Origin of the sequence: Periweissella cryptocerci, assembly GCF_004358325.1 — a bacterium.
GTDB lineage: Bacteria > Bacillota > Bacilli > Lactobacillales > Lactobacillaceae > Periweissella > Periweissella cryptocerci.
Genome location: NZ_CP037940.1, coordinates 2,706,338 through 2,720,177 on the forward strand (window position 1 = coordinate 2,706,338; position 13,840 = coordinate 2,720,177).

General features: G+C 42.4%; 11 protein-coding genes and 1 tRNA gene. All 12 read left to right on the top strand.

Annotation, left to right across the window (positions count from 1 at the left end; genetic code table 11):
• Positions 1–94 precede the first annotated feature (94 nt).
• The gene (rimP, locus tag EQG49_RS12065) at positions 95–574 is read left to right on the top strand and encodes a ribosome maturation factor RimP (protein WP_133364213.1); all 480 of its coding nucleotides are present in this window, start codon (positions 95–97) and stop codon (positions 572–574) included.
• Positions 575–597: 23 nt separating this feature from the next.
• Positions 598–1,788 (top strand): transcription termination factor NusA, encoded by a 1,191-nt coding sequence (gene nusA / locus EQG49_RS12070; protein ID WP_133364214.1) that lies wholly within the window; start codon positions 598–600, stop codon positions 1,786–1,788.
• Positions 1,789–1,821: 33 nt separating this feature from the next.
• Positions 1,822–2,121, top strand: coding sequence for an RNase P modulator RnpM (rnpM, locus tag EQG49_RS12075; RefSeq protein WP_133364215.1), 300 nt, complete (start codon positions 1,822–1,824; stop codon positions 2,119–2,121).
• The gene (locus EQG49_RS12080; RefSeq protein ID WP_243115717.1) at positions 2,111–2,428 is read left to right on the top strand and encodes a YlxQ-related RNA-binding protein; all 318 of its coding nucleotides are present in this window, start codon (positions 2,111–2,113) and stop codon (positions 2,426–2,428) included. Before rnpM ends, EQG49_RS12080 begins: the two co-directional genes overlap by 11 nt.
• Before the next feature lie 8 nt (positions 2,429–2,436).
• Positions 2,437–4,920 carry a translation initiation factor IF-2 gene (gene infB / locus EQG49_RS12085; RefSeq protein ID WP_133364217.1) on the top strand — a complete coding sequence of 828 codons (2,484 nt, stop codon included), beginning with the start codon at positions 2,437–2,439 and terminating at the stop codon, positions 4,918–4,920.
• A 135-nt stretch (positions 4,921–5,055) separates the two neighbouring features.
• A complete protein-coding gene (gene rbfA, locus EQG49_RS12090) occupies positions 5,056–5,409 on the top strand; it encodes a 30S ribosome-binding factor RbfA (protein WP_133364218.1) in 354 nt (117 codons plus the stop codon).
• 937 nt (positions 5,410–6,346) lie between these two features.
• On the top strand, positions 6,347–7,255 hold the full coding sequence (gene truB, locus EQG49_RS12095) for a tRNA pseudouridine(55) synthase TruB (RefSeq protein ID WP_133364219.1): 909 nt from the start codon (positions 6,347–6,349) through the stop codon (positions 7,253–7,255).
• A gap of 21 nt (positions 7,256–7,276) precedes the next feature.
• Positions 7,277–8,224 (top strand): riboflavin biosynthesis protein RibF, encoded by a 948-nt coding sequence (ribF, locus tag EQG49_RS12100; RefSeq protein ID WP_133364220.1) that lies wholly within the window; start codon positions 7,277–7,279, stop codon positions 8,222–8,224.
• Between the two features lie 70 nt (positions 8,225–8,294).
• Positions 8,295–8,375 (top strand) — tRNA-Tyr (locus tag EQG49_RS12105).
• 201 nt (positions 8,376–8,576) lie between these two features.
• Positions 8,577–9,287 carry a PASTA domain-containing protein gene (locus EQG49_RS12110; RefSeq protein WP_133364221.1) on the top strand — a complete coding sequence of 237 codons (711 nt, stop codon included), beginning with the start codon at positions 8,577–8,579 and terminating at the stop codon, positions 9,285–9,287.
• A complete protein-coding gene (locus EQG49_RS12115) occupies positions 9,284–10,525 on the top strand; it encodes a hypothetical protein (protein ID WP_133364222.1) in 1,242 nt (413 codons plus the stop codon). Before EQG49_RS12110 ends, EQG49_RS12115 begins: the two co-directional genes overlap by 4 nt.
• A 172-nt stretch (positions 10,526–10,697) precedes the next feature.
• A complete protein-coding gene (locus tag EQG49_RS12120; protein WP_133364223.1) occupies positions 10,698–13,232 on the top strand; it encodes a M1 family metallopeptidase in 2,535 nt (844 codons plus the stop codon).
• Positions 13,233–13,840: the final 608 nt, after the last annotated feature.

Sequence of the window (13,840 nt, forward strand, 5' to 3'; positions counted from 1 at the left end):
TGGTAGCTGGTTCGTGAAACGGCAGTCGGAATGGTCTACAATTAGGCTTATAGATGTCAGACTTCACAACAGTAGTACGATAGGAGGATAGTTCGTGGCAAATAACGTTGTCGAAACAATCACTAAATTAGTCACCCCCATTGTTGAAGCTCAAGGCTTAGATTTATGGGATGTTGAATTCGTCAAGGAAGGACGCGATTGGTTCTTACGTATTTTACTTGATAAGAAGCCCGATGGTATCACAATGGATGATATCGTGGTCGCTACTAATCAAATCAGTGAATTACTTGATGAAGTCGATCCTGATCCAATTCCCCAAGCATATATGCTGGAAATTTCATCACCGGGTGCAGAACGCCCATTGAAAAAACCCGAAGATTACGTTTGGGCCAAGGGTCAATATGTCCACGTGTCACTTTATCAAAAACTTGATGGCGTTAAAGAATTCGAAGGTGATTTAGTTGAAGTGACTGACGAAGAATTAACGTTGACTTACATGGACAAAACTCGTCAAAAAACCGTCGTTATTCCACGCGATTCAGTCGCTAAAGCGCGGTTAGCAATTAAATTTTAATTAACATTGGAAGGTGATAAATCATGAGTAAAGAAATGATTGCGGCTCTTGATGCCCTTGAACAAGAAAAAGGCGTTAAAAAAGAAATCGTGATTGAATCATTAGAAGCTGCTTTAGAAGCCGCTTATAAGCGTAACTATGATCAAGCACAAAACGTTGAAGTTACGTTTGACAAAAAGAAGGGTGACATCAAAGTAATGGCTGTGAAGACAGTTGTTCCAGATGACGAATTCGAAGACGATACAACACAAGTTTCATTGAAGGAAGCGTTGAAATTAAACCGGGCATACGAACTCGGCGACGAAATTCGTTTTAAGGTGACGCCAAAGGACTTTGGTCGGATCGCTGCGCAAACTGCTAAGCAAGTTATCATTCAACGTGTTCGTGAAGCTGAACGTGCCATTGTGTACGATAAGTTCGCTGAATATGAAGATGAAATCATTACCGGTGAAGTTGAACGTCAAGATAACCGCTACTTGTTTGTTACTTTACCTGGTAACCAAGAAGCCGTAATGACGCAACAAGATCAAATGCCAAATGAAACTTACCGGATGCACGATCGTATCAAGGTATTGGTTTCAAAAGTTGAAAACAACGCCAAGGGTCCCCAAGTGTTCGTTTCACGGACACACCCAGACTTAGTTAAGCGCTTGTTTGAACAAGAAGTACCTGAAGTATTTGATGGTACAGTTGAAATCATGAGTATTGCGCGCGAAGCCGGTGATCGTTCAAAGATTGCGGTGAAGAGTAACAATGCTGATCTTGATCCAGTTGGAACAATGGTTGGTCAACGTGGAGCTCGGGTACAATCAGTTGTAACCGAACTTTCCGGTGAAAACATGGATATTGTTGAATGGACTGAAGACCAAGCACAATTCATTGCGAATGCCTTGAATCCTGCTGAAGTGGTTGATGTCATTTTTGATCCTGAAAACGAACGTGCCGCAACCGTTATTGTGCCAGACTTCCAATTGTCATTGGCAATAGGTAAGAAGGGTCAAAACGCTCGTTTAGCAGCTAAGTTGACAAACTTCAAGATTGATATCAAGCCTGAATCAGAAGCTGATACGGTCTTTGAACAAATGCAAGCTGCTAAGACTGCTGTAGCTAACAAACCAGCCGAACCAGCCGTTGATGCAACGCCAGCTGATGAAGCTGCCATTGAAGCGGCTGTTAGTGAAGACTTTGCTAGCGACTTGTTTGACGCTGAATAAGCAACCTACGTGAAAATAGAGGAGGAAAAAACAGTGAAACCTCGTAAAATACCAATGCGCAAGGATATTGTGACTGGGGAAATGTTTCCCAAGAACGATTTAATCCGCGTGGTTAAAAATAATGAAGACGAAATAAGTATTGATCCAACGGGAAAAGCGAACGGACGCGGTGCCTATATCGGTCTTGATGTTAAGATTGCTAAGGAAGCATTTAAAAAGCACACGCTAGACAAAGCGTTTGGGATTGCTGTGAGCGATGAATTTTATGAAGAATTAATCGCTTATGTTGATCACCAACAAGCCCGAAAGGAATTATTCGGCGATGCAAAATAACGAGCAAAAAGTTTTGAGTATGCTCGGGCTTGCACGACGGGCAGGTAAGTTAGTGACTGGTGAAGAATTAGTGTTAAACGCCGTGCGTGCTAACAAAACTAATTTGGTTTTCCTCGCTAGTGATGCCGGTCAAGCGACTGCGAAAAAAGTCACTGATAAAACAACTTTTTATAATGTGCCGTTAGTAACGACCTTTACAAAACAAGCATTGAATGACGCAACTGGAATGGCCCGGACGATTTATGGTGTCAGCGATGCCGGTTTTGCGAAAAAGATAAAACAATTAATTAATGAAAAAGGAGTGTGATCAATTTTATGGCTAAACGCATTTATGAACTTGCTAAAGAATTGGATGTTTCCTCAAAGGACCTTGTGACAGCTGCAGAAGACAAGGGCTTTGATGTAAAGAACCACATGTCTACAATTGGTGATAATGAAGAACGTCAATTACGTGATCGATTTGGGAAAAAAGGGGATGCTTCAGCTCCAAAGCCAGCAGCTGCTAAACCAGCGACTGAAAATAAACCTGCCCAAAACAACCAAAACCGTTCAAACAACAACGGTAACGCACAACGTTCAAATAATGGTCAAAATGGTCAAAACCGCCCTAATAACGGTAACAGCCAAAACCACACCAACAGTAACAACCAAAACCGCTCTAACAACGGTAACGGTCAAAACCGGAACAGCAACCAAAGTGGTCAATCACGTCCTAGCAACAATGGTGCGGCTAACGGTCAAAACCGTTCAAACAACAATAACCAAAGCCGCCCAGCTAATACCAGCTCAACTAGTAGCCAAAATCGTTCAAGCAACAGTTCAACGACGACTACATCAACGAGCCAAAATGGTTCAGGCCGTTTCGGTGGTGCTTTGAACAACAACGCCCCAAAGCGTAATAACAATAACGGTGGTCGTGGTGGTTACGGTAGCCAAGGTAACAATGGTCAACATAACCGTCATGGTAAGAAGGGTAAGCGTCAAAACCAACGTAATAACACGCCTGCTAAACCAATGCCACAACGTAAGGAACAACCACTTCCAGAAGTATTGGTATACTCAATCGGGATGAACGTGCAAGACATTGCGAAGTTAATTCACCGTGATACTGCTGAAATCATCAAGAAGTTGTTCATGCTTGGGGTTATGGTTAACCAAAACCAAAGTTTGGATGCCGAAACAATCGAAATTTTAGCTGCTGACTACGGTATGGAAGCTGAAGAAAAAATTGAAGTCGACGTTGCCGATACTGATAAGTTCTTCGAAGAAGCACAAAACAGTAGCGAAAACCAAGCTCCACGTCCTCCAGTAGTTACTATCATGGGTCACGTTGACCATGGTAAGACGACCTTGCTTGATTACCTCCGTAACTCACACGTTACTGAAGGTGAAGCTGGTGGGATCACACAACACATCGGTGCTTACCAAGTTAAGTTGCAAGACCGTGTGATTACATTCTTGGATACTCCTGGTCACGCGGCCTTTACGGCAATGCGTGCACGTGGAGCGGACGTGACTGATATCACAATCTTGGTTGTTGCAGCTGATGATGGTGTAATGCCACAAACCATCGAAGCAATTAACCACGCTAAGGCCGCTGGAACACCAATCATTGTTGCGGTTAACAAGATTGATAAGCCAGGTGCCAACCCTGAAAACGTAATGAACCAATTGATGCAATACGAATTGGTTCCTGAAGAATTTGGTGGGGACACAATCTTCGTTAAGATTTCAGCTAAGTTCGGTCAAAACGTTGACGAATTGTTGGAAATGATCTTGTTGCAAGCTGACATGCTTGAATTGACTGCTAACCCAGATCAAAAAGCTGCTGGTTCAGTAATTGAAGCCCGTCTTGATAAGGGACGTGGCCCAATTGCAACCTTGCTCGTGCAACAAGGTACTTTGAAGGTTGGTGACCCAATCGTTGTTGGTAACACATACGGACGTGTTCGTACGATGACTAACGATCGCGGTCGTCGCATCAAGGAAGCTTTGCCATCTACCCCAGTTGAAATCACTGGTTTGAATGACGTGCCTGATTCAGGTGATCGCTTTATCGTCATGGAAGATGAAAAGACTGCCCGGGCAGCTGGTGAAGAACGTGCCAAACGTGCCTTGCTTGCTAACCGTCACCGTAACAACGTTGTGTCAGTGACTGATTTGTTCAGCCAAATGGCCGACAAGGAATTGAAGTCAGTGCCTGTTATCATCAAGGCCGACGTGCAAGGTTCTGTTGAAGCCTTGGCTGGTTCATTCCGTAAGATCGATGTTGATGGTGTTAAGGTTGATATCGTGCACACTGCGGTTGGTGCGATTAACGAGTCAGATGTTACCTTGGCTGAAGCTTCAGGTGCGATTATCATTGGTTTCAATGTGCGTCCTACACCTCAAGCACGTCAACAAGCTGATTCTGATGAAGTTGATATTCGTTTGCACAACGTTATCTATAATGCAATCGACGAAATCGAAGCTGCAATGAAGGGTCAACTTGAACCTGAATTCGTAGAAAAGATTATTGGTAACGTTGAAGTGCGTGATCTCTTCAAGGTTTCTAAGGTTGGTACCATTGTTGGTGGTATGGTGACCGATGGTGTTGTTAAGCGCGAATCAAGCATTCGTTTGATCCGTGATGGCGTTGTTATCTATGAAGGTAAGCTTGCTTCACTTAAGCGCTTCAAGGACGACGTTAAGGAAGTTAAGAAGGGCTACGACATGGGCTTGACAATTGAAAACTACAACGATGAAAAAATCGGTGATGTAATCGAAGCCTACGAAATGGTCGAAGTACCTGTTAAGTAATTTCCGATGAATTGAGTACGTGTTAATGTGCTTAATTTCATAAAAAGTTTAATTAAATTAACTAGCAAAGCCTGATTGACCCATTGGGTGAGTCGGGCTTTGTTGTCAGAATATATTCATTAAGGAGATATAACTATGCCACAAGGACACTATCGTGTAGGTCGTTTGTCACAAGAAGTACAACGTGAAGTGAACGATATCTTGTTGAAACGCGTCCGTGACCCACGGGTTCAAGACGTGACAGTTACTGGAGTTGATGTTACTGGTGATTTGCAACAAGCTAAGATTTACTACAGTATCTATTCAGATTTAGCTTCTGATGGACAAAAGGCGCAAGCTGGTTTAGAAGCATCCTCAGGTTTGATTCGGCGTGAACTTGGTCAACGTTTAACAACGTACAAGATTCCTGAATTATTATTTGAACGTGATAAGTCAGTACAATACGGTGATCACATCGAAGAATTATTGCGTGGGTTGAACAAAGACTAAGCGTTAATTCACATAAAAAGTAAGCACTAAGGTTTCCTTTTTGGAATCTTAGTGCTTTTTTGGTCTATTTTGTCTGACGTGGGGGTGAATAAGCTTGACCACTGCGTGTCGGCAAATTACTTGGCGCACCACGTTATCCGAACCTCTCAAGTCAAAATGCGGTCTTGTGAGGTTCGGATAAGCTGGGAGTCTAAAAAATAAATTCCTAAGACTCCTCATCTCATCCTCAGCGGTAACATGTGTTTCACACATATTCCCCTAGTCGCGGTGTAAAGGCTGCGCCCGCCAAGCAAATTGCCGGCACTCCGTTAGTTAGTAATAATACTCAAACTAGCGAAAAACAGGTCGCAGTAGCATAGGAAAAAACACTGACGCTAGAACCTCGGTAATTCGATGATTGCAAAGTACGGAAATGACAATCCCGCACTAGAAAAAATAGAATGTTAATTCGAGCGTGATTTCAGTGGTGTCAACTACTATAAGAAATGTCCTAGAAAATAGTCTGACACTACTCTTGTGTGTGTTAATCCCGTCGAAAATCAGTAGTAGTAAGGAATTAGTAGGGTTGATGGCAAATTTGAATTAGTGAATTATATGATTGTTGAAAATAAGAATGCCGTTAAATCAAGACTTATACCTTAGTGGTGTCACCGTCCAGCTATAAGAAACGTAATGAAAAGACGAATTGACACTACTCTTGAGTGAATTGGCAGTGTCAAAAATCAATGGTGGCAACGGTTTGAGGCGCTGGCGTGGATTTGAATTGATGAAAATTAGAATTGCCAAAAAATAAGAATGTTGTTAAATCAACATTTATACCTGGGTAGTGTCGCGGATTTTGTGCCGTTTTCGCTGAAAATGCGTTATACTAATAGGAGCGATTTTAGAACGAATTGAAAGATTGAAAGATTGAAAGATTGAAAGAGGAACAATAGCGATGGATGGGATTTTACCGGTATTCAAAGAACGGGGTATGACTAGTCATGATGTAGTTTTTAAGCTACGTAAGATTTTACATACCAAGAAAATTGGCCACTCTGGAACATTGGATCCTAATGTCGATGGTGTTTTGCCGGTTGCGGTTGGAAAAGCAACTAAGACGGTTGAATTCCTGATGGCATCTGGTAAGCAATACAAGGGTGAAATTACATTTGGCTTTGCGACAACAACTGAAGACCTTGATGGTGAAGAAGTTGAACGGGTGGCACTTGAACGGCCATTTACGGCTGCTGAAATTGACGCAGGATTGGCCTCATTGACGGGGACAATTAAGCAAATTCCACCGATGTTTTCTGCGGTGAAAGTCAATGGCCGGAAGCTATATGAATATGCACGGGCTGGTGAAGAAGTCGAACGGCCAGTACGCGAAATTACAATTAGTGAGTTCAAGCAAACTAAACCAGCGATTTGGAATGCGGTTGATAAAACGCAGACTGCTTATTTTGAAGTTGGAGCATCCAAGGGGACATATGTCCGGACGTTGGCGGTTGATGCTGGAAAATTCCTTGGCGTGCCAGCAGTGATGTCTGATTTGACGCGGACTAAGTCAGGGGGCTTCACAATCGACCAAGCCGTTAAGTTAGCTGGGATTCAAGAGGCGATGGACAATGGCACAATCGACGATATTCTGTTGCCAATTGATTATGCATTGGACATGTACCCAATTGTGGCGCTGAATGACGAACTCTGGGGCGTAATGAAAAATGGTGGTTGGTTTGATAAGGCTGACTTCGATTCGGATGCGGCGATTGTCCGGGTTCAATATCATGATGATACGAAAGCGTTGTACCAGTGGAGTGAAGAAAAACAGGTCTACAAGCCACTGAAAATGTTTAGTAATCAATAACAAAATTTAAGGTAAAAAAACATGCAATTAATTGATGTGCGCTATCCGTTTGATGAAAACTTAATTCCTGATGAACCAGTTGTCTTGGCAATGGGCTTTTTTGACGGAGTTCACAAGGGGCACCAGCAAGTGCTCGCACAAGCACGTAAGTTAGCGGATGAAAAGGGCGTTAAAATGGCCATCTTAACGTATGACCACCATCCAACGATTGTGTTCAAAAATGTACCAACGCAATTCCAATATTTAACGACTTGGAAACGTAAACAAGAAGTATTTGATGATATGGGTGCCGACATTGTTTATCGCGTTAGTTTTACTTCAAAATTAGCCAAACTTACCCCACAAGAATTTACGGACAAGTTTATGGTTGGATTTCACGCCTTAGCGGTCGTAGCAGGCTTTGATCACACATATGGTCCCAAGGACACGGCAACCATGGAAAACCTGCCAAAATACGCCGCCGGACGCTTTGAAGTTCACTCAATCCCAGCGTTTGAGGTGGATGGCGCTAAAGTGGGTTCAACCCGGATTCGCGCAGCGATTGACGGTGGCATGGTTGATACAGCAAATGAATTGCTAGGCTATATTTATAAGACAACTGGTCTAGTGGTGCACGGACAGGCAATTGGCCGTACGATTGGGTATCCAACTGCTAATATTTTGACGACTAATGGTGAACGAGTGCCAGGCGTTGGCGTCTATGCGGTCCGGATTAAGATTGGTGCCGCTTGGTATGACGCCATGGCTTCGGTGGGGTATAACGAAACCTTTGGCGAAGATCGCCCCAAAACAGTTGAAATCTTTATTTTTGATTTTAGCGAAGAAATTTACGGGGAAAATGTGGAAGTGCTCTGGAATCATTTCTTGCGCGGAATGGTCAAGTTTAATGGGGTTGAAGCGCTCATTGATCAGTTGAAAGCTGATGATTGGGACTCACGCGAATACTTCAAAACACTTTCCAAAAAATAATTTATATAAATTGCAAAAAAGTGTTGACGGTCAGCTTAGTAATTGATATTATTATTAAGTTGATTGATACGGAGGAATAGCGAAGAGGCTAAACGCGGCGGACTGTAAATCCGCTCCTTCGGGTTCGTAGGTTCGAATCCTACTTCCTCCATAATTGATAAAAAGCGACTACTTCGGTGGTCGCTTTTTTTTCTAAAATTTAGCGTGAGAAATTGATAGAAAAGCCGGGTACTTCACAATAACTTCACAAAAATTCGGTAAAATAAACTTATTAGATATTATATGTACACGAATAGTTGGGCAGTTAATATAAATATAGTTATGATGTAATAGATTATTAAAGGAGGAAAGTATGTCGCAATCATATCAGTTATTCAAAAAAACTAACGAAAAGTTACTAATGGAGGGTGATACATACGGCAAGCGGATTATGCATGAAATTACATGCCTGATCAATGATCCGAGTTATCAAGCGAGTATTGTTAAAGTAATGCCTGGGGACACATATGCGTACCAAATCTTGGGTATTGATGATTTCGAAGCGTTAAAACGCGATGCGATGATTAATGCACTACGTTTGGAAGGTTTTGTATTTTCTACGGTTGAAGGTGATACGGAAAATATGGATGTTGTTACGGTTAACGGCCAAGCTATGAAACGGACCATTATTCAAAAAATTCGCCTGACGCTGCGGAAACCACGTAATCGCAATAAAGTGTATTTAGCGCTGGCATTAATCAGTGTGTTACAGCTTTTTATTCCTTACGCTGAGTTGAGCCAACGTGTGCGGACGTTAAATATAATTTGGATTATATTTGTTGGGTTTGCCATTGATTATAGTTTCCGCGAAGCTAAACAATTAGAATTAGTATTTCCTTCATTGATTGGCATGCAAGTTGAAGACGCTCGTCAAATGATTGCAGATCAAGGCTTTAAAGTTGGTAACTCAATTTTGGGTCGGCAAATTAACGGTATGGGTATTGATGGCGAACGTGTTGTGAGTGCCAAACGTGGGTTATTCGGTCGTTCAATTGAGCTAAATTCAAAAGGTGGTGCATCATGAAAATTAGTTGGTCACGTAAAATTCTAATCACGGCAATTGCCTTACTTGGATTAGGGACAACAACTGGCGTCAGCAATCATTATCAAACGGTTGAAGATGCCTCTGCCAATTTAACGAAGCACGTTAAGCATTTAGGTGCGCTGAAGAATCAGCAATTTATTGGCGATAAATATAATAAAATGATTATTACTGACGAAAAAGTCAGTGCGCAAAATTTAAAAAGTGGTGACGCAGCGAAGATTAAGGGTACGACTAAGCAAGTTAAGCAACATATTACATTAATTAATCAATTAATTAAGTCAAATGCCAAACATGGCGACACGATGCAGGAACTGATTCCAAATGCTGAAGGCGTCTTAACTAATAATTTAATTGCTAATGATAAAGCCGAAGAATTAACCACGGCATTAACGAATGCTAAGTCGACACTGCAAAATAAGACATATGATGATTACGCGACTGCTAATACGCGTTTGAATGAAGCGGTAGCAGGTGCTAATACGCAAATTCAAGGTCAAGTAGATTATTTGGCAGCGGAGAAAAAAGCTGCCCCAGTGGTTAAACTGGGTAACAAGTGGATTAAGGCTAGTAACGTCAATGCGGCGCAGTTAAATGAATTGAAGGTAGCAATTGCCGATGTTCAGCAAGCGCGTACTGCCGATGATGTGAATGATAAAGTCGATATTTTACATTCTGAAATCGATGATACGAAGGAATTATCACTTTCATATCAAAAGGCCCAACCAACTATCCAAAAGGCGCAAACGCTTGCCAATACAAGTACGGTCAAGGACAACGAAAAGAGTTCACTACGAAAATCGATTAATAAGTTTCAAACGTTAACATATGCCTCACAAGGGCCTGAAACGCTAACGAAGTTAAAAGATAAAATCAGTCGGGTTGAAACTAATATCCAAACACGCCATGACCGCGCAATTGCGGCAGCAAAAGAAAAAGTCGCAGCGGCAGAACGTGAACGAGTTGCAGCCGAGCAAGCAGCCAAGAAAAAGGCTGAAAAAGCTGCTGCCCAACAAGCAGCTAAACCGGCAAGCAGTACCAGTTCAACGGTAACTAGTGATGGTTGGCATCAAGCGCCAGCTGGCTATAAATATTTAAAATCAGCCAGTGGCTGTTACTATGGACAAGTTAAGAATCCTGGTAACTTTAGTTTGATTTCAGCTGATGAAGCTTATGCAAGCTATCGTCCGGGCCATGGTAATGGATCCGCTAAGCAATAAAACAAAATAGTAATTACGCAAAAGCAGTGAATTAGTTTAATTAACGCAAATTCACTGCTTTTTTGTTAGGTCAAATGATGGGCTTTATTTTTATCGCAAGAAACCATAACATTTCATGAGAATTGCAGTATAATGAGAATATTATTAAAAATAACCAATGAGGTGGGCGCTAATGGCAGAAGTTACACGATTTATTGAAACATATGTACCACAACACTATGATATTTATTTAGATATTAATCGCGGCACGAAGAGTTTTGCTGGTAAGACGACAATTACGGGTGAAGCACTAGTTTCCCCAATTCTAATCCACCAACACGATTTGAACATTCAGACCGTTAAAGTTAACGGGGAAGTGGCAGAATTTGTTGTTGATACTGATAAGGATTCGATTGCAATCACGGTGCCAGCAGTTGGCGATTTGACCTTAGACTTTGAATACGATGCCAAATTAACGGATAATATGACCGGGATTTATCCTTCATACTACAAAGTTGATGGTGTTTCAAAGCAATTAGTCAGCACCCAATTTGAAACCAATTTTGCCCGCCAAGCATTTCCAAGTGTCGACGAACCAGAAGCGAAGGCGACCTTTGATGTGGCCATTAAGTTTGATGAGCAAGCTGGTGAAACAATTTTAGCGAACATGCCGGAAAAAGAAGTTGTTGATGGGGTGCACTATTTTGATACAACTGTACGGATGTCAACTTACTTAGTTGCATTTGGTTTCGGCGATTTACAAGGTAAATACACAGAAACAACTTCAGGTGTGAAAATCGGGGTCTTTGCCACGAAGGCACACGCTACTGATGAATTGGATTTTGCGGTTGATATTGCAAAACGCTCAATTGAATTTTTTGAAGAATACTACCAAACACCATATCCATTGCCACACTCATGGCAATTAGCGTTGCCTGATTTCTCAGCGGGCGCGATGGAAAACTGGGGACTAGTAACATACCGGGAAGCCGCATTGTTAGTTGATCCAGCGAATACTTCACTGCCAATGAAGCACCGGGTGGCAACTGTGATTGCCCACGAATTAGCGCACCAATGGTTTGGTGACTTGGTAACGATGAAGTGGTGGGATGACTTGTGGTTGAATGAAAGTTTTGCCAACATGATGGAATACGTGGCAATCGATGCGTTGCAACCTGACTGGCACATCTGGGAATCTTACCAAACTGGTGAAGTTCTTGGCGCATTGAATCGTGATGCAACCGATGGGGTTCAATCTGTCCACGTCGAAGTGAAGCATCCTGCTGAAATCGATACTTTGTTTGACCCCGCAATTGTTTATGCCAAAGGCTCACGGGTTCTTGTTATGGTACGGACGTTAATTGGCGAAGATGCTTTACGGACTGGCTTAAAAACCTACTTTGCTAAGCATCAGTACGGCAACACAACCGGGGACGATTTGTGGACGGAGCTTTCAGCAGCTTCGGGTCAAGATGTTAACGCCGTGATGAGTACGTGGCTTGATCAACCTGGCTATCCAGTAGTTGAAGCTAAGGTAGTCGCTGGTAAACTGATGATTTCACAACAACAATTCTTTATCGGTGAACATACTGATGCGAACCGTCAATGGCAAATTCCTTTAAACAGTAACTATGCTGTCGCACCAGTATTGTTGAAGGAACAAGAGCTTGAATTGGGCGATTATGCCAAATTACGAGCCGACGCTGGCCAACCATTCCGTTTGAATCTGGAAAATGGTTCACACTTCATCGTTAAATATGATGATACGTTGTTAGCGGATATTTTGGAGCATGCGGATGAATTAGATGCGATTGCACAACTGCAAATCTTGCAAGACTTACGTTTCTTAGCAGAAGGCCAACAAGTATCATACGCTAGCGTTGTACCTTTGGCAGCGAAGTTTGCGGAAAGTAAATCAATCGTCGTCAACGAAGCAATCTTCATGATTCTTAGCAATTTGAAGAAGTTTGTTGAGCCAAATTCAGCGGAAAAAGCAGCGCTACAAAAATTCATTGGTCAATTGAGTGCTGAACAACTAGCACGTCTTGGTTGGGCACCTAAGCCAACTGATACCAATGACGACACGCTCGTGCGGCCATATATCTTGAGCTCAGCTTTGTATGCTGAAGACCAAGCGGCAATTGACGAAGCGCACGCGTTGTTTGTAGCACATGAAGATAACTTGTTTGATTTGCCGGCCGATGCGCGTGTGCATGTCTTACGTAATGAAGTTAAGCACTTTGGTAGTGTAGCGTTATTTGAAAAGCTCGTGGTTGCTTACCAAGAAGCGACCGATCCAAGTTACCAAGGTAATTTGAGCAGTGCAATTACGAGTGTCACTGATGATCAATTGGTTAAACGCGTCGTTGAATTATTTGAAGATGCAACGGTTGTGAAGCCACAAGATTTGCGTGGTTGGTTTGCCGGTTTACTGGGGAATCCAGCAGGGCAACAAGCGGCTTGGGATTGGATTCGGACTGATTGGCAATGGTTAGTTGATAAAGTTGGTGGCGATATGTCATTTACAAGCTATATCACAATTATTGCCCGGACATTCCGTTCACAAGCGCGTTTGGCTGAGTTTAAAGCATTCTTTGAACCTAAATTAGCCGAACCTGGTTTGACACGTGAAGTTACGATGGATACGCAAGTGATTGCAAGTACGGTGGCCTTGATTGAAAGCCAAGGGGCCGAAGTTAACGCAGCGATTGCAGGAGCAAATAAATAGTCTTTAATTGGCTCTTTTCTGTCTGACGTGGGATTGAATAAAATTGGCCACTGCGTGCCAGTAAATTACTTGGCGCACCACGCTGGAAGCAGCCTCCCAAGCCAGTCTGTGCTTATGCCTGCGAACCGGCAACGCAAAACATCCCAGCATTTTGTTTCACAAAATACTGAATCTAATCCTAACGCGATTAGATTAGCCTTGCAGGCTGGATGTCTGTCTTGGTCGGTTCGGATAAGCTGGGAGTCTATGGAAATAAATTTCCTAGACTCCTCATCTTATCCTCAGTGGAAATATGTGCTTTACACATATTCCCCCAGTCGCGGTGTAAAGTCTACGACCGCCCAGTAATTTACCGGCACTCCGTTAGTTAGGCGTAATGCTCAAACCAGCGGAAAATAGTTACCAATCACAGAACGTAGTAGCATGGAAAAACAACACTGACAATAGAACCTCAGTAATTTGATGATTGAAAAGTGCAGAAACGACAATCCCGCGCTAGTTTAAATAGTCTTTAATTTGAGTATTTGAGCCACTTCGCTAGTATATGGAATAAGTAATATTTAACTGTAAAAGAAATAGCTATCATCGTAACCACTTTTTATGATGAT

Excerpts from the sequence above, each read along its gene's own strand:
- EQG49_RS12080 (WP_243115717.1), top strand. The coding sequence starts at position 2,111 with ATGCAAAATAACGAGCAAAAAGTTTTGAGTATGCTCGGGCTTGCACGA.
- EQG49_RS12115 (WP_133364222.1), top strand. The coding sequence starts at position 9,284 with ATGAAAATTAGTTGGTCACGTAAAATTCTAATCACGGCAATTGCCTTA.
- EQG49_RS12120 (WP_133364223.1), top strand. The coding sequence starts at position 10,698 with ATGGCAGAAGTTACACGATTTATTGAAACATATGTACCACAACACTAT.
- nusA (WP_133364214.1), top strand. The coding sequence starts at position 598 with ATGAGTAAAGAAATGATTGCGGCTCTTGATGCCCTTGAACAAGAAAAA.
- ribF (WP_133364220.1), top strand. The coding sequence starts at position 7,277 with ATGCAATTAATTGATGTGCGCTATCCGTTTGATGAAAACTTAATTCCT.
- EQG49_RS12110 (WP_133364221.1), top strand. The coding sequence starts at position 8,577 with ATGTCGCAATCATATCAGTTATTCAAAAAAACTAACGAAAAGTTACTA.
- truB (WP_133364219.1), top strand. The coding sequence starts at position 6,347 with ATGGATGGGATTTTACCGGTATTCAAAGAACGGGGTATGACTAGTCAT.
- infB (WP_133364217.1), top strand. The coding sequence starts at position 2,437 with ATGGCTAAACGCATTTATGAACTTGCTAAAGAATTGGATGTTTCCTCA.
- rbfA (WP_133364218.1), top strand. The coding sequence starts at position 5,056 with ATGCCACAAGGACACTATCGTGTAGGTCGTTTGTCACAAGAAGTACAA.